Source organism: Streptomyces tremellae (genome assembly GCF_039540215.1).
Taxonomy (GTDB): Bacteria; Actinomycetota; Actinomycetes; order Streptomycetales; family Streptomycetaceae; genus Streptomyces; species Streptomyces tremellae.
Genome location: NZ_BAABEP010000001.1, coordinates 182,428 through 197,354 on the forward strand (window position 1 = coordinate 182,428; position 14,927 = coordinate 197,354).

Below are 14,927 nucleotides of genomic sequence, written 5' to 3' on the forward strand. Positions count from 1 at the left end.
GCTCCCCCTCGGCGATCCCGGCACCGGTCGGCGCACGCCGCTCGGCAACCCCGTCACGTACGGGTAAAAATGGCATATGGCACGACATCGGCATCAGGGTTCTCCCCGGCCGGGCCGGGCCGCCGCCCGCGAGCGGCGGCGCGGCCGGGCCAGTGCCTGGTCGCTGCTGAGCCCGCGCTCGGTCGTGGGCCAGATGTTCCTGCTCCAGGTCGTCGTGGTGCTGCTGATCGCGGTCGGCGCGGGCGTGCTGCTCGTGCTCACCGTGCAGCACGAGAGCTCCCAGGACGCCTCGCACCGGACGCTGGCGGTGGCCGAGGGCTTCGCGAGCGCGCCCGGCGTGGCGCGCGCCATCACGTCGCCCGGCGCCTCCGAGGTGCTCCAGCCGCGCTCCCGCGCCGCCGCGGACAGCGCGGACGTGGACTTCGTGACGGTGGTGGACCGCACGGGCGTGCGGCTGACCGCGGCCATCCCCGACCTGATCGGCCGGCACACCAACGAGGACATGGCTCCGCTGCTCGCCGGTCACACCGTGCAGAGCAAGGCGGTCGGCGCGGTCAGCCCGCAGTACCGGGCCTTCGTCCCGGTGCGCGACGACGAAGGCCGAGTGGTCGGCGCGGTCGGCGCCGGGGTGCGCACGAGCAGCGTGAGCGGCGCGGTGAGCCGCCAGATGCCGGTGCTGCTCGGCGGCGCGGCCTCCGCGGTCGCCGTGATCACCGGGGGTGCCGGGCTGATCAGCAGGCGGCTGCTGCGCCACACCCACGGCCTCGGCCCTGCCGAGATCACCCGGATGTACGAGCACCACGACGCCGTCCTGCACGCGGCCCGCGAGGGCGTGCTCATCGTGGACGGCGACGGCGCGCTGCTGCTCGCCAACGACGAGGCGCACCGGCTGCTCGACCTGCCCGAGGACGCGCGCGGGCGCCCGGTGCGCGAGCTGGGGCTGCCCGCGCCCGTGGCGGACCTGCTGACGTCGAACCGCACCGCCACGGACGAGGTGCACCTGGTGGGCGGCCGGGTGCTCGCCGTCAACCAGCGGCGCACCGGCACGGACGGCGGGCCGCCAGGCAGCGTCACGACGCTGCGCGACTCCACGGAGCTCAAGGCGCTCTCGGGCCGCGCGGAGGCGGCGAGCAGCCGCCTCGAACTGCTCTACCGGGCGGGGCTCGGCGTCGGCACCACGCTGGACGTGACGCGCACCGCGGAGGAGCTGGCCGACGTGGCCGTGCCGCAGTTCGCGGACTTCGTCACGGTCGACCTGGTGGAGCAGGTGCTCGCGGGCGACGAGCCCAGCGGCGCCGCCGTACGCTCCTTCCGGCGCGCCGCGTGCGCCGGGGTGCTTGAGGACCATCCCCTCTTCAGGCCGGGCGAGCGGCTGTGGCTCACGGAGACGTCCCCGCAGGTGCGGGGGCTGCTGAGCGGGCACTCCGTGCTGGAGCGCGACCTGCGCGGCGCACAGGCGTGGCACCGGCAGTACCCGGAGCGTGCGCGCGAGGTGGTGGCGTACGGCATCACCTCGCTGCTCTCGGTGCCGCTGATCGCGCGGGACACGGTGCTCGGCGTGGTGAACTTCTGGCTCTCCGAGCGCTCGGGGACGTTCGAGGACGACGACCTGGCGCTCGCGGAGGAGCTGGCCGCGCGGGCCGCGGTCTCCATCGACAACGCCCGCCGCTTCACCCGTGAGCACGGCATGGCGGTGACCCTCCAGCGCAGCCTGCTGCCGAGCGGGCTGCCCGAGCAGAACGCGCTGGACGTGGCGTACCGCTACCTGCCGGCGCAGAAGAGTGTGGGCGGCGACTGGTTCGACGTCATCCCGCTGCCGGGCGCGCGGGTGGCGCTCGTGGTGGGCGACGTGGTCGGGCACGGCGTGCAGGCCGCGGTGACGATGGGGCGGCTGCGCACGGCGGTGCACGTGTTCTCCGCGCTCGACCTGCCGCCCGACGAGCTGCTCGCGCGCATGGACGAGCTGGCCGACCGCATCGGCAAGGAGGACGGCTCCGCCGAGTCCGACCAGGGGATCGTGGGGGCGACCTGCCTGTACGCGGTCTACGACCCGGTCGACCGGCGCTGCACCATGGCGCGGGCCGGGCACCTGCCGCCCGCGCTGGTGACGCCGGAGGGCCGGGTGCGCTTCCTCGACCTGCCCGCGGGGCCGCCGCTCGGCGTGGGCGGGCTGCCGTTCGAGACGGCGGAGGTGGTGGTCCCCGAGGGCAGCGAGCTGGTGCTGTACACGGACGGCCTGGTGGAGGAGCGCGGGCGGGACATCGACGAGGGCCTCGCCGGCCTCGCGGCCGTGCTGGCCGGGGCGCGGGGCTGCCCCGAGGAGGTGTGCGCCGCGGTGCTCGACACGCTCGTGACGCCGGGGCGCAGCGCGGACGACACGGCGCTGCTGGTGGCGCGCACCCGGGTGCTGCCGCCGGAGCGGGTGGCGCGCTGGGAGGTGCCGAACGACCCGGCGGCGGTGGCGGACGTGCGCACCGCGGTGTCGGCGAAGCTCGCGGAGTGGGGCCTCGGGGAGACGGCGTTCGTCACCGAGCTCATCCTGAGCGAGCTGGTGACCAACGCGATCCGGTACGCCACAGGTCCCATCGGGGTGCGGCTGCTGCTCGACCGGCAGCTGATCAGCGAGGTCTCCGACGGCAGCAGCACCGCCCCGCACCTGGGGCAGGCGGCGGCCACCGACGAGGGGGGCCGCGGCCTGTTCCTGGTGGCGCAGTTCGCGGAGCGCTGGGGCACCCGCTACACCTCGACCGGCAAGATCACCTGGGCCGAGCAGCAGCTGCCCACGGGGTACGCGGGCCCGCGCGGCCTGCCGGAGGGCTCGGCGGCGCACCCGGCGTGAGCGCGGCCGCCAAGCACCGGGGTCCCGGGCGGGCCGCCGGGCCCGCCCGGGGGTTCATGGGGTCCTGCCCGGGGTCAGGGCAGGGGGCCGCCGCGCTCCAGGGCCTCGATCTGGGCGACCCTGCGGGCGTGGACGCCCCCCTTGAAGGGGGTGGCGAGCCAGGTGGCCGCGATCTCCTCCGCGGCCTCGGGCGGCAGCGTCTTCGCGGCGAGGACGAGGACGTTGGCGTCGTTGTTGCCGCGCGAGATCCCGGCGCTCCACAGGTCGTGGCAGAGGCCGGCCCTGATGCCGCGGACCTTGTTGCAGGCGATGGTCTCCCCGAGGCCGCTGCCGCCGAGGACGATGCCGCGCTCGGCACGGCCCGCGACCACCTCGGCGCAGACGTCGGCGCAGAGCGCGGGGTAGTCGACGACGGTGTCGCCGTCCGGTGCGCCGCCGCGGTCGTCGACCTCGTACCCGCCGGCGGCGAGCCGCGCCGCGAGGCGGGCGCGCAGGGCGGCACCGTTGTGGTCGGCGGTGAGGGCGACGCGCATCAGCCGGTCACGTCCAGGGTGGTCTTGGCGAAGACGTCTTCGAGGGCGGCGGGCCTGCGCAGGATGCGCTGGTCGACCGCGTGCCGCATCAGCGTCTCCAGCACGGCCCTGTTGGGGGCGATGCCGTACGGGAGGGGGTCCTCGCCCGTGGTCTCCAGGACGCGCGCGTACATCCGGTCGGTGGCGGTGGGGTTCTCGATGGCCCCGGCGCGCAGCCGGTCGACGTAGAGGCGCTTGGCGCGGGCGAACGCGTCGAAGACCTCGGCGCCCAGTTCCGGGCGCTCCCGCAGGAGTTCGTCCTTGACCACCACCAGGTGGTTGATCGGGTAGAAGCCACGGGTCTGGAGTGCGGCGAAGCCGGCCTCCTCGGCGTCCGGGATGAGCGGGGCGGCGCCGGGCACGTCGGCGCCCGCGCCGATGCAGGCGGCGAGCTCCCCGTCGGCGAGGAGCTGTTCCAGGGTGGCGCCCTCGGGCATGCTCTCGACGTTGGACGGCGGTTCGTAGGAGGCGACGTGCTCGTCACCGGAGAGCACCCAGGTGATCGTCGACAGGTCGACGCCGTACTCCTCCTGGAGGACGGCGCGCGCCCACACCCCGGTGGTGACGGTGTAGCCGCGGCTGACGCCGACCTTGTGCCCCTCCAGGTCCTTGGGGCTCCTGATCGAGGGCCGGCGCGCGGGGTTGTAGTGGATGGCGCCGTGGTGGAAGCCCCGCACGAGGAAGGCGGGGACCGCGGTGAAGCGGGCGCCGTGCTCCTTGGCGACCAGGTAGGTGGTGAGGGCCATCTCGCTGACGTCGAATTCCAGGCCGCGCACCATCCGGCGGAAGGCGTGCACCAGGACGGGGACCTCCTCGAAGGCGAAGGACCAGCCCTGCGGCTTCACCTCCCCCGTCTTGAGCGCCTCGTTGTCCCCCTGGGTGCGGGTCACCGTGAGAATACGGCGGTCGTCGGCGGTGCCGGCCGTGTCTGCCATGTCTGCTGCTCGATTCTGTCGCGCACGGACCTATCGACTGCCGAAAGGTAGCATGGTCAGTCCATCAGGCCATAGAGTATCGTCCCGCACGCAAACCATCGCGGGAAAGCCCGGAGAACGTTCCCCACGGGTGAGGAGAAGTCATGGCAGAGCAGGTGTTGGCGGCGGTCAGGACGGGGCCGGGCACGACCGAGCTCCGGGAGTTCGCGATGCCGGACATCCCGGCCGACGGCGCCCTCCTGAAGGTCGAGGTCGCCGGCATCTGCGGCACGGACGTCAAGATGTACGGGAAGCCGCCGTTCGCCGACCCGGTGATCATGGGGCACGAGAACGTCGGTGTGATCGCCAAAGCCGGCCGCGAGTTCACCGAGCGCAAGGGCCTGCGCGAGGGCGACCGCATCTTCGTCGAGCACTACGTGGGCTGTATGCGCTGCGACTGGTGCCACGCGGGCGAGTACCGCCACTGCGAGGCCACCGACTGGCGCACCAACCCCGACGCGCGCCGCTACGGGTACACCTCCGCGAACAACCCGTACCACCTGTGGGGCGGCTTCTCGCAGTACCTCTACCTCCCGTGGAACTCGGTGACGCACCGCGTGCCGGACGGCGTCTCGGCCGAACTGGCCGGACTCGTCACGCCGCTGTCCAACGGCATCGAGTGGGCGCTGGTGACCGCGGGGGTCGGCTACGCCAACACCGTGCTGATCCAGGGCCCCGGGCAGCAGGGCCTCTCCCAGGTCGTCGCCTGCAAGCAGGCCGGCGCCTCGCTGATCATCATGACGGGCACCACGAAGGACGCGGCGCGCCTCGCGATGGCCAAGGAGCTGGGCGCGGACGCCGTCATCGACGTGCGCGAGGAGGACCCGCTCGCCCGGGTCATGGAGCTGACCGGCGGGCGCGGCGTGGACGTCGTCCTCGACTGCACCGCGGGCGCGGGCACAGCGCCCGTGCTGCTCGGCATCGACGCGCTCAAGCGCCGCGAGGGCACCATGGTGGTCCAGGGCGAGGTGGCCGCCTTCCCCGACTTCCCGCTGAAGAAGCTCACGGAGAAGTCCATCGCGATGAAAAGCGCGCGCGGCCACAGCTTCCGTGCCTGCGAACTCGCCCTCGAACAGCTGGCGTCGGGCCGCTTCCCGCTGGAGAAGCTGGCGACGCACACCTTCCCGCTCAGCGAGACCGACCGGGCCATCCGCACGGTCGGCGGCGAGAGCGGCGAGGACGCCGTGCACGTCTCCCTGCTCCCCTGGGCGGAGGCGGCATGAGCGGCACCGTCATACGGAACACACCGCGCGCGGACAAGGACGCCGTCGAGGCACTCGCCCGCTTCGGCGTGGCCACCGTCCACGAGGCGCAGGGCCGCACGGGCCTGCTCTCCTCCGCCCTGCGGCCCATCTACCCGGGAGCGCACATCGCGGGGTCCGCGGTGACGGTCAGCGTGCCGCCCGCGGACAACTGGATGCTGCACGTCGCCGTCGAGCAGTGCAGGCCGGGCGACATCCTGGTGGTCTCGCCCACCTCCCCCTCCGACGCGGGGTACTTCGGCGAGCTGCTCGCCACCTCCGTGGCGGCGCACGGGGTGCGCGGCCTCGTCATCGACGCGGGCTGCCGGGACATCGCAGAGCTGACCGCGATGGGCTTCCCCGTGTGGTCCCGCCACGTCTGCGCGTTCGGCACGGTCAAGGAGACCCTGGGCGACGTCGGGGTGCCGGTGGCCTGCGCGGGCCAGATCATCCACCCGGGCGACGTGATCGTCGCGGACGACGACGGCGTCGTGGTGGTGCCGCGGCTGACCGCCGCCGACGTGGCCGCGGCCTCCCGGGCGCGGGAGGACAAGGAGGCGCGCTCCCGCGACCGGTACGCGAACGGCGAACTCGGCCTCGACGTCAACACCATGCGCGAGCGCCTGGCCGCGAAGGGCCTCACGTACACGGACTACACCGCTCCCGCGGCCGGGGAGTGAGGCCGCGGTGATCATCGACATCCACGGCCACTACACCACCGCTCCCCCGCAGCTCCAGGCCTTCAGGGACGCCCAGTTGGCGCGGCTCGCGGATCCGGCGCTGCCGGTGCCGCGGCTCGCGCCGATCAGCGACGACGCGGTCCGCGAGTCGGTGGAGAACCACCAGCTGAAGGTCCTGCGCGAGCGCGGCGGCGACCTGATGGTGTTCTCGCCGAAGGCCTCAGGCATGGAGCACCACGTCACCGACCGGGCGACGGCGTCCGCCTGGGCCGAGGCCGGCAACGACCTGGTGCACCGGGCCGCCTCGCTCTTTCCCGAGTACTTCGCCGCGGTGTGCCAGCTGCCGCAGACCGCGAACAGTCCACTGGACGACGTCATCGCCGAACTGCGGCGCTGTGTTGAGCAGTTGGGGTTCGTCGGTGCTAACCTGAACCCGGACCCCTCGGGCGGCCACTGGACGTCGCCGCCGCTGACCGACCCGTACTGGTTCCCGCTGTACGAGGTGCTCGCCGAACTCGACGTGCCGGCGATGGTGCACGTGTCGACGTCCTGCAACCCGGCGTTCCACACCCTCGGCGCGCACTACCTCAACGCCGACACCTCGGTGTTCATGCAACTCGCGCAGGACGGCGGCGCGTTGTTCGACCGCTTCCCCGGCCTGCGGTTCGTGCTCCCGCACGGCGGCGGCGCCGTGCCCTACCACTGGGGCCGCTACCGGGGCCTCGCGATGCGGATGGGGCTGCCCGACCCGACCGTGCGGCTGACGGACAACGTCTTCTTCGACACCTGCGTGTACCACCAGCCCGGGGTCGACCTGCTGACGAAGGTCGTCCCCACCGGCAACGTCCTGTTCGCGTCCGAGATGCTGGGCGCCGTGCGCGGTGTCGACCCGGACACCGGCGTGGCCTGGGACGACACCAAGCAGTACGTGGACGGCGCGGGGCTCTCGCAGCAGCAGCTCCAGCAGGTCTACGAGGGCAACGCCCGGCGGGTCTACCCGAGGCTCGACGCGAAGCTCACGGCGGAAGGCAGGTAGCACGCATGCCCCGACTCGCGCTCACCATGGCCTGCGGCGACTACGACCGCACCCGTGCCCTGTGGGAGGAGACCGTAAGGCCGGACGGCATCGACCTGACGTACCTGCGCCTCCCGGTCGAGGAGACCTTCTTCCGGATGATGCGCCACCGGGAGTTCGAGGTGGCCGAGCTCTCCCTCTCCTCCTATGTGGTGTCGCTGCGGCAGGATCCCCCGCCGTTCGTGGCACTGCCGGTGTACACCTCGCGGATGTTCCGGCACAGCTCCTGGTACGCGAACGCCGACGCGGGCGTCGAGTCGCCGGAGGACCTGCGCGGCAAGGTCGTCGGCACGCCCGAGTTCCAGCTCACGGCGTGCGTGTGGATGCGCGGCGTCGTCGGCGACCGGCACGGCGTCCCGTACGACGCGTACGAGCACCGCACCGGCGGCCAGGAGACCCCCGGCCGGATCGAGAAGGCCAGGGTCGACCTGGGCGACTCGGTGAGGATCAGCCCGATCCCCGCCGGCCGCACGCTCTCCTCGATGCTGGCGGAGGGCGAGATCGACGCGCTGGTCACCCCGCGCGTCCCGTCCCCCTTCGCGCAGGGCGACCCGCGGGTCAAGCGGATCTTCCCCGACGTGATCGGCGCGGAGAAGGCGTACTACGCGGACACCGGGATCTTCCCGATCATGCACGTGCTGGTGGTGCGCAGGGACGTCTACGAGCGCCACCCGTGGGTCGCGCAGTCGCTGTACAAGGCGGCGCTCGAAGCCAAGCGGATCGCCTACGAGAGCATGTACGACACGTCGGCGCTGCGCTTCACGCTGCCGTGGCTCACGCCGCAGCTCGAAGAGGCCCGCGCCCTGCTGGGGAGCGACTTCTGGTCGTACGGGCTCGGGGCGGACAACCACAGGACGCTCTCCGCGTTCCTGCGCTACCACCACGAGCAGGGGCTCTCCGACCGGCTGCGCACGCCGGAGGAGCTGTTCGCCCCCGAGGCGCTTGAGTCCGCGGTCATCTGACGCGCGCGGGCGCCGTCCCCCGGTCCGAAGGACCCGGGGGCGGCGCCTTCCGCGCGTCCTGCCCCCCCGCGCGCGCCGGCCGCGTGGCCGGAGCCGCGCGCCCGCGCGCCCGCGAGCGCCGCGCCGCACAGCGCGAGGAGGGCCGCGAGCAGCGGGTAGTACGGCAGCGGCGGCGGGGCCATACCGAAGGAGGCGCCCGCGGGCAGCAGCGGCAGCGCGACGCCGACCGCGGCGAGGAAGGCCGCCGCCGCCCTGACCGGCGCGGGCGTGCCGCCGCCGCGCGGCCGCAGCAGCAGCATCACGAGCGCCTGGGTCAGCAGGTTCTCGGTGAACCAGCCCGCGTGGAAGGCGGCTTCGCCCCCGCCGCGCGCGCCCCCGCGCGCGGTGAGCGCGATCACGCCGAAGGTGGCGAGGTCTGCGGCGGCGTTGACGACCCCGTACCCGGCGACGGTGCGCAGCAGCCCCGCGGGGCGCAGGGTGGCGGGCCGGTCGGCGGCCGAGGCGGGCGGCCGGTCGAGCGCCAGGGTCAGCTGCGCCGCGTCGAAGCAGAGGTTCTGGAGCAGTACCTGCGCGGGCAGCATCGGCAGGAACGGCATCAGCAGGCCGGCGCCGAGCATCGCGATCACGTTGCCTACGTTCGACGACAGGGTGATGCGCAGGTAGGTGACGATGTTGGCGCTCGCGCGGCGCCCGTACGCGACGGCGTGGGAGAGCGCGGTGAGGTCCTTGGTCGCGAGGACCACGCCGGCCGCCTCGCGCGCCACCTGCGCCGCGTCCTTCGTGCAGATGCCGAGGTCGGCGGCGCGCAGCGCGGGCAGATCGTTGACGCCGTCGCCGAGGTAGCCGGTGGTGCGCCCGGCCGCGCGCAGCGCCCGTACGACCCGGGCCTTGTGCTCGGGGGTGCAGCGGGCGAAGACGGTGGTGCGGGCAGCGAGCGCGGCGAGCCGCGTGTCGTCGAGCGCGTCGACGGTGTCGCCGGTGACGACGGCCTCGGGGGCGACGGTGAGGCCGAGGTCGCGGCAGGCGCGGGCGGCGGTGCCCGGGTGGTCTCCGGTGAGCACCGCGAAGGAGACGCCGCGCCGGGCGAGGGAGGCGAGCGCGTCGGCCGCGGTCGGCGCGAGGGCGTCGCGCAGCGCAACGAACCCGACGAGGGTGAGGCCGCTCTCGGCGGCCGCGGTGAGCGGGCGGGGCCGCGACGGCCGGTCGCCGACCGCGACGGCGAGCACCCTGAGCCCCTCGTCCGCGGCGTCCGCGACGAGGCGGTCGAGCCGGGCGCGGGCCGCCGGGTCGAGCGCGGCCGTCCCGTCCGGCGTACGCAGCCCGGCGCAGCGGTCGAGCACGTCCTCGGGGGCGCCCTTCACGGCGAGGGTGTAGCCGCGGCCGTCGCGCACCAGCGCGGCGGAGCGGCGGCGCACCGGGTCGAGGGGGAGCGCGGCGACGCCTTCGTACCGCTCGGCCGCGCCGGGCGGCGCCGCGGCGAGGACCGCCTCGTCGAGCGGGTCGGGCTGCGGCACCTCGGCGAGCTGGAGGGTGACCAGGCTGTTGACGGCGGCCCAGGCGAGCGCGTCGGGGCAGGGGCCGCCGTCCGGCGCGAGGGTCCGGTCGAGCGCCGGCAGGTCCTGGGTGAGGGTGCCGGTCTTGTCGGTGCACAGCACCTCGACCGCACCCAGGTCGTGCAGCGCGGGCAGCCGCTTCACGATGACGCCGTAGCGGTCGGCGAGGCGCCCGGCGCCGCGCGCCAGCACGGTGTTGACGACGACGGGCAGCATCTCGGGGGTGAGGCCGACCGCCACGGCGACCGCGAACGCGGGCGACTCGGGGCTGCTGCGGTGCAGGAGCGCGCCCGCCGTCAGGACGAGCGGTGGGGTGAGCGCCATCAGCCGCACCAGCAGCCACACGACGCCCTTGACGGACCGGTCGAAGGGCCGTTCCACACCGCCAGGGCGCCGCCCGTGCTCGTGGTCGGTGCCGTGCGCGGCGGCGAACCGGGTGCCGGGTCCTGTGGCGGTGACGACGGCGGTCGCACTGCCCGCTGCGACGCTGCTGCCCTGGAAGCACAGGTGTGGTGCCTCGAAGGTGTCCGCGGCCGCGGGGGCGCGCCGCCCAGGTCCTCCAGGGCCGCCGGGGTCCTCCACCGGGTACTTGGCGACCGGCACGGATTCCCCGGTGAGCGCGGCCTGGTGCACGCTCAGACCGGTGGCCCGCAGCAGCCGCACGTCGGCGGGGACCAGGTCGCCGGGGGCGAGCCTGACGATGTCCCCGGGCACCAGGTCGCAGGCGGGCACCTCGCGCTCGCGCGTCTCGGTGTACGAGGGTCCCGTGCGGCGCCGCACGGTCGCCGTGGAGGGCAGCGCGCCGTGCAGGGCGGCTGCCGAGCGGTCGGCCTGCCGGCCCGCGCGGGCGCGCAGCGCGCAGCTGACGGCGACGAGCACGGTCAGGACGCAGGCCGTGCCCCAGGACGTGACGGCCGCGGAGACCGCTGCGAGGCAGAGCAGGACACCGGTGAAGGGGTCGCGCACTCCGCCGAGGAAGCGGCGCAGCAGGGGTGCGGTGCGCGCGGTGGGCAGGGTGTTCTCGCCGTGCCGTACGAGGCGCTCCTCCGCTTCGGCCTCGGTGAGGCCGCGCGGCCCGGTGCCGAGGCGGCGCAGGACTGCGAGGGTGGTGGCCGCGTCCCCTTCCCGCCTGCCGGGGCGCGGGCACGCGGCGGGTGCGGCGCCGGTGGACGGCGGCTCGCTTGTGCGCATGGCGCGGGCGGGTCAGGCGACCGGGCCGCGCGGGCCCGACACCGCGGCGGGGAGGCAGCCCGGGGCGTCCGCGGCCTCGCCCGGCCTGCCGAGCGCCAGCCGGACGACGGTCACGAGGGCGGGATCGTCGACGAAGTAGACCTGGCGGCGCCCCTCGCGGCGCGCGTGGACGAGGCCGGCGAGCTTCAGCTTGGCGAGGTGCTGGCTGACGGCGGGCAGCGAGCCGCCGACCCGCTCGGCGAGGCCGGTGACGTCGCTCTCGCCCTGGGCGAGTATCCAGACGATGTGCAGCCGGACCGGTGACGACAGCAGGCCGAAGGTGGCTGCCGCGTCCTGCAGCGCGTCGTCCTCGGGGTCGGCCGGTCTCGCGGGCGACCGTGTCACGTGAACCTCCACAGATTGACGTGCCAGGGTGGGGGCGGCAGCCGGGCGCGTCGCCGGCCTGGCCGGTCCGTCAGCCTACGCGAGTGGGAGGATCGGCCGGGGCCCGACCGGAACCGCGCCGGGCCGCTCACTTGCTCGGTTGCGTAATGTGGCAACCTTGGGGCACCGGTGGCGTCCGCCGCCGGTCCCCGTCGTACCCGGAGGTGGCGTCGCATGCTCAGAAACGGTCTTGAGCCCTGGCACGTACTCGTGGTCGTACTCGTGGTGGCCCTGCTGTTCGGCTCGAAGAAGCTCCCGGACGCGGCGCGCGGCCTCGGCAAGTCGCTGCGCATCTTCAAGAGCGAGGTCAGGGCCATGAAGACGCTGGACGAGACGGGCGGCAAGGACGCCGCGCCGGCCCCGGACGCGACCGCGGCGGCGCCCTCGGGCGCCGTCGTGTCCACCGCGCGCAAGGAGGACGCACCGGCGTCCGAGGCGGCCGGGCGGGGCACCGCCACGGCCCACTGAGCCGCCGTGCCGGCCGTCAGCACGCACACCGACCACTGACGCACAGGGAGTTCGCAGATGACGGACCCGAGGGCGGGCGAACGCGCCCGGCAGGCGACCCGCCACCGCCCCTCGGGGCCGCCGCGCCAGCGCACGTCCCACGACGGCCCAGGCCGCGGGACGGACCCCGGTGAGCCGCCGCTCGGCGGCGGACGGGCGGCGGCACGCAGGGCGGCCCGCGCCAAGGACCGGGGCAGCAGGCGGCGCCGCGCCAAGCCGCTGCCGCGGCGCAAACGGATCGTCCGGACGCTGCTGACGGTGGTGTCCGCGCTCATCCTGATCGTCGCGGGCGGCGGCGCCTGGCTCTACGAGCACCTCAGCGGCAACATCCGCAGCATCGCCATCGACGGCGGGTCCAAGGAGAAGGCGGACTCCTTCGGCAGGACCCCGATCAACATTTTGGCGATCGGCTCGGACGGCCGGAACTCGGCGAGCGACTGCAAGCTCGGCGGCGGCTGCGGGTCGAGCACCTCGGCCGCGGGGCACAACGCGGACGTCGAGATGGTGGTGCACATCTCCGCGGACCGGTCCAACGCGACCGTGATGAGCATCCCGCGCGACACCGAGACGCAGATCCCCGCCTGCAAGGGCAGTGACGGGGGTCCCTCGACCGGCGGCTACCAGGGCCAGATCAACAGCGCGCTCCAGTACGGCCCGGCCTGCCAGGTCTCCACGGTGCACCAGCTCACCGGCATCCCCATCGACCACTTCGTGATGCTCGACTTCTCCGGTGTGGTGAAGATGTCCGACGCGGTGGGCGGTGTGTCGGTGTGTGTCAGTGACAACGTCTACGACACGTACTCGCACCTCAAGCTCGCGAAGGGGACGCACACCCTCAAGGGCGACGCGGCGCTGGAGTTCGTCCGCACCCGGCACGGCCTGGGCGACGGCAGCGACCTGGGGCGCACGTACGCGCAGCACATCTTCCTCAGCGCGATGATCCGCAAGTTCAAGAGCGCGGGCACCCTCTCCGACCCGCCCAAGGTCTACGCGCTGGCCGACAGCGCCACCAAGGCGATGACGGTGGACACCGGCCTCGGCAGCATCAGCAAGCTGATCGGCCTCGCCGACGACCTCAACAAGGTCCCGGCGAAGCGGATCACCTTCACCACCATGCAGACCGGGCAGTCCCCGACCGACGCGAACCGGGTGATCCCGGCGCCCGGCGCGACCGCACTGTTCTCGGCGATCGCCGACGACAAGTCGCTGACCGCGTCCGACGGCAAGAAGACGGCGGCGGGCGGGCAGCCGACGGCGTCGGCGTCCAAGACGGCGAAGCCCCAGGCCTCGGTGGCGCCCTCGGATGTCTCGCTGTCCGTGGAGAACGGCACCGGCATCACCGGGCGGGCCGGCACGGTCGCCTCGGCCCTCACCGGCAAGGGCTTCACCGTCGAGGCGTCGGGCAACGCGGGCAGCGCGGTGGCGCGCACCACGCTCGCCTACGGCCCGGGGCAAAAGGCGGCGGCACAGACGGCCGCAGCCGCGCTCGGCCTGCCGTCCTCCCAGGTCACGTCCTCGGACACCGCGGGCCTCGTGCTCACCATCGGCTCGGACTGGCCCTCGGGATCCGCCTACCCCGGCGGCTCCTCGGGCAGCGGCGGCGGCTCGGGGGACGCGCACGAGGCCGTCTCGGGCGCCCACGCGGACACCGCGGACGACTCGAAGGCGTGCGCCGAGGTGAGCCAGTACAAGACGGTCGAGATCAACGGCGTACCGATGACACCCGCTCAGGCATATGCGGCATCCCCCAACAAAAAGGACTCCGCTCCCTGACACGGACGACACGCGGAGGACGTACGGAGGCCCGCCGGTGTGTTCCGGCGGGCCTCCGCGTGCCGCCCGCCCGGACCGCCGGTGTGTTCCGGCGGACCCGAGCGGGCGGTGTGTCCGTCAGTACGGGCCGTTGACGTTGTCGATCGAGCCGTACGTCGCAGCCGCGTAGTTGCACGCGGCGGTGATGTTCGCCACCGGGTCGTACGGGTCCATCGAGGTGCCCGCGACATGGTAGGTCTGGAACGTGGGGTCGATCACCTGGAGCAGGCCCTTGGACGGGGTGCCCTGGGCCGCGTTGGAGTCCCAGTTGTTGATCGCCGTCGGGTTGCCGGACGACTCGCGCATGATGTTGCGGTAGATGCCGTCGTAGCTGCCGGGGATGCCGTGCTGGGCCATGATGGCCAGCGACTGGCGTATCCAGCCGTCCAGGTTGTCGGCGTACACCGGGGCCGCGGCCTTCTTCACCGGGGCGGTGTCCGCGGTGTTCTCCGTCTTGATGACGGTCTTGCGCTCGGTGTGCTCGGTGTGCCCGGCGCGCTCACCCGTGGTGTGGGCGGCGCCCGTGGTGTGGGCGGCTGAGGCGGCGGCCCTGTGCCCGAGGGACAGCTTGAGGCCGGGGTGGATCAGCGACGGGTTGCCGCCGACCGCCTCCCGGTTGTCCTGGTACAGCTTGTGCCAGCCGCCGGACAGCGAGTGGTCGAAGGCGATCTTCGAGAGCGAGTCCCCGGGCACCACGGTGTACACGGAGCCCGCGGCGGTGTGTGCGGCCGCGTGGGCCCGCACGGGGGCCTTGGCGGCCTGGTGGACCGCGGCTTCGTGGGCCACGGACTGCGGAGCCGGCGCGGCGTTGGCCGCTGCGGCGGTCAGCAGGGGTACGGCGATCACCGCGCCGCCCACACCTGCGGCCATGAGGCCGCGGGTCAGCGATCGGGACAGGGGACGGCGGTGGTTGGCCTTTTTGGGCATGCTGAATTCCTCTCCGTCGCCTGCGAGGTGAGCTGTCGGGTTCGGGCTGGAGATGCCCGGCCGCATGGCTGCGGCTTCACCCCGAGCCGGTCCGCATGCGCGGCACGGCGACTTACCTGGGTCCCCCGCTCCTGCCGTATGGATGAGTTCAGTGGTTGAGGTATCCGGGCA

12 protein-coding genes and 1 riboswitch are annotated in these 14,927 nt (G+C 73.9%); of the genes, 7 read left to right on the forward strand and 5 right to left on the reverse strand.

Features of this window, described 5'->3' with window-relative positions:
* Positions 1 to 76 precede the first annotated feature (76 nt).
* Positions 77 to 2,839, forward strand: a complete 2,763-nt coding sequence (locus ABEA77_RS00835) for a SpoIIE family protein phosphatase (RefSeq protein WP_345639849.1) — start codon at positions 77 to 79, stop codon at positions 2,837 to 2,839.
* A gap of 74 nt (positions 2,840 to 2,913) precedes the next feature.
* Here the strand turns inward: ABEA77_RS00835 and ABEA77_RS00840 are convergent, their stop codons facing one another.
* Both ABEA77_RS00840 and ABEA77_RS00845 read right to left on the reverse strand, forming a co-directional pair.
* Complete coding sequence (locus tag ABEA77_RS00840) at positions 2,914 to 3,372, reverse strand: RpiB/LacA/LacB family sugar-phosphate isomerase (protein ID WP_345639851.1); 459 nt, start codon at positions 3,370 to 3,372, stop codon at positions 2,914 to 2,916.
* A complete protein-coding gene (locus ABEA77_RS00845; protein WP_345639853.1) occupies positions 3,372 to 4,346 on the reverse strand; it encodes a substrate-binding domain-containing protein in 975 nt (324 codons plus the stop codon). Before ABEA77_RS00845 ends, ABEA77_RS00840 begins: the two co-directional genes overlap by 1 nt.
* 143 nt (positions 4,347 to 4,489) lie before the next feature.
* Between ABEA77_RS00845 and ABEA77_RS00850 the strand changes: the two genes are divergently transcribed.
* The 4 genes from ABEA77_RS00850 to ABEA77_RS00865 are packed head-to-tail and all read left to right on the forward strand — an operon-like array spanning position 4,490 to position 8,343.
* On the forward strand, positions 4,490 to 5,608 hold the full coding sequence (locus tag ABEA77_RS00850; protein ID WP_345639855.1) for a zinc-dependent alcohol dehydrogenase: 1,119 nt from the start codon (positions 4,490 to 4,492) through the stop codon (positions 5,606 to 5,608).
* Entirely contained in the window at positions 5,605 to 6,306 is a 702-nt protein-coding gene (locus tag ABEA77_RS00855) for a 4-carboxy-4-hydroxy-2-oxoadipate aldolase/oxaloacetate decarboxylase (protein WP_345639856.1), read from the forward strand. The genes ABEA77_RS00850 and ABEA77_RS00855 overlap by 4 nt, the downstream gene beginning before the upstream one ends.
* 7 nt (positions 6,307 to 6,313) lie before the next feature.
* Positions 6,314 to 7,342, forward strand: a complete 1,029-nt coding sequence (locus tag ABEA77_RS00860; RefSeq protein WP_345639858.1) for an amidohydrolase family protein — start codon at positions 6,314 to 6,316, stop codon at positions 7,340 to 7,342.
* A 5-nt stretch (positions 7,343 to 7,347) separates the two neighbouring features.
* Positions 7,348 to 8,343, forward strand: a complete 996-nt coding sequence (locus ABEA77_RS00865) for an ABC transporter substrate-binding protein (RefSeq protein WP_345639860.1) — start codon at positions 7,348 to 7,350, stop codon at positions 8,341 to 8,343.
* On the opposite strand, the gene mgtA is transcribed toward ABEA77_RS00865, so the two are convergent.
* Positions 8,256 to 11,087 carry a magnesium-translocating P-type ATPase gene (gene mgtA, locus ABEA77_RS00870; protein ID WP_345639862.1) on the reverse strand — a complete coding sequence of 944 codons (2,832 nt, stop codon included), beginning with the start codon at positions 11,085 to 11,087 and terminating at the stop codon, positions 8,256 to 8,258. The two genes, ABEA77_RS00865 and mgtA, sit on opposite strands and share 88 nt — an antisense overlap.
* Before the next feature lie 12 nt (positions 11,088 to 11,099).
* Positions 11,100 to 11,471: an ArsR/SmtB family transcription factor gene (locus ABEA77_RS00875; RefSeq protein WP_345639863.1), complete on the reverse strand. Its 372-nt coding sequence runs from the start codon at positions 11,469 to 11,471 to the stop codon at positions 11,100 to 11,102.
* A 213-nt stretch (positions 11,472 to 11,684) separates the two neighbouring features.
* On the opposite strand from ABEA77_RS00875, the gene tatA reads away from it, so the two are divergent.
* Positions 11,685 to 11,978 carry a Sec-independent protein translocase subunit TatA gene (gene tatA, locus ABEA77_RS00880; RefSeq protein ID WP_345639864.1) on the forward strand — a complete coding sequence of 98 codons (294 nt, stop codon included), beginning with the start codon at positions 11,685 to 11,687 and terminating at the stop codon, positions 11,976 to 11,978.
* Between the two features lie 57 nt (positions 11,979 to 12,035).
* Entirely contained in the window at positions 12,036 to 13,790 is a 1,755-nt protein-coding gene (locus ABEA77_RS00885; RefSeq protein WP_345639865.1) for an LCP family protein, read from the forward strand.
* A 117-nt stretch (positions 13,791 to 13,907) separates the two neighbouring features.
* Here the strand turns inward: ABEA77_RS00885 and ABEA77_RS00890 are convergent, their stop codons facing one another.
* A complete protein-coding gene (locus ABEA77_RS00890; RefSeq protein ID WP_345639867.1) occupies positions 13,908 to 14,756 on the reverse strand; it encodes a transglycosylase SLT domain-containing protein in 849 nt (282 codons plus the stop codon).
* Between the two features lie 2 nt (positions 14,757 to 14,758).
* Positions 14,759 to 14,920: riboswitch (cyclic di-AMP (ydaO/yuaA leader) on the reverse strand.
* Positions 14,921 to 14,927 lie beyond the last annotated feature (7 nt).

Bases quoted from the DNA above. Each gene is read 5' to 3' on its own strand.
- ABEA77_RS00850 (WP_345639855.1), top strand. From the start codon at position 4,490: ATGGCAGAGCAGGTGTTGGCGGCGGTCAGGACGGGGCCGGGCACGACC.
- ABEA77_RS00885 (WP_345639865.1), top strand. From the start codon at position 12,036: ATGACGGACCCGAGGGCGGGCGAACGCGCCCGGCAGGCGACCCGCCAC.
- ABEA77_RS00865 (WP_345639860.1), top strand. From the start codon at position 7,348: ATGCCCCGACTCGCGCTCACCATGGCCTGCGGCGACTACGACCGCACC.
- ABEA77_RS00890 (WP_345639867.1), bottom strand. From the start codon at position 14,756: ATGCCCAAAAAGGCCAACCACCGCCGTCCCCTGTCCCGATCGCTGACC.
- ABEA77_RS00840 (WP_345639851.1), bottom strand. From the start codon at position 3,372: ATGCGCGTCGCCCTCACCGCCGACCACAACGGTGCCGCCCTGCGCGCC.
- ABEA77_RS00855 (WP_345639856.1), top strand. From the start codon at position 5,605: ATGAGCGGCACCGTCATACGGAACACACCGCGCGCGGACAAGGACGCC.
- ABEA77_RS00845 (WP_345639853.1), bottom strand. From the start codon at position 4,346: ATGGCAGACACGGCCGGCACCGCCGACGACCGCCGTATTCTCACGGTG.
- tatA (WP_345639864.1), top strand. From the start codon at position 11,685: ATGCTCAGAAACGGTCTTGAGCCCTGGCACGTACTCGTGGTCGTACTC.
- mgtA (WP_345639862.1), bottom strand. From the start codon at position 11,087: ATGCGCACAAGCGAGCCGCCGTCCACCGGCGCCGCACCCGCCGCGTGC.
- ABEA77_RS00835 (WP_345639849.1), top strand. From the start codon at position 77: ATGGCACGACATCGGCATCAGGGTTCTCCCCGGCCGGGCCGGGCCGCC.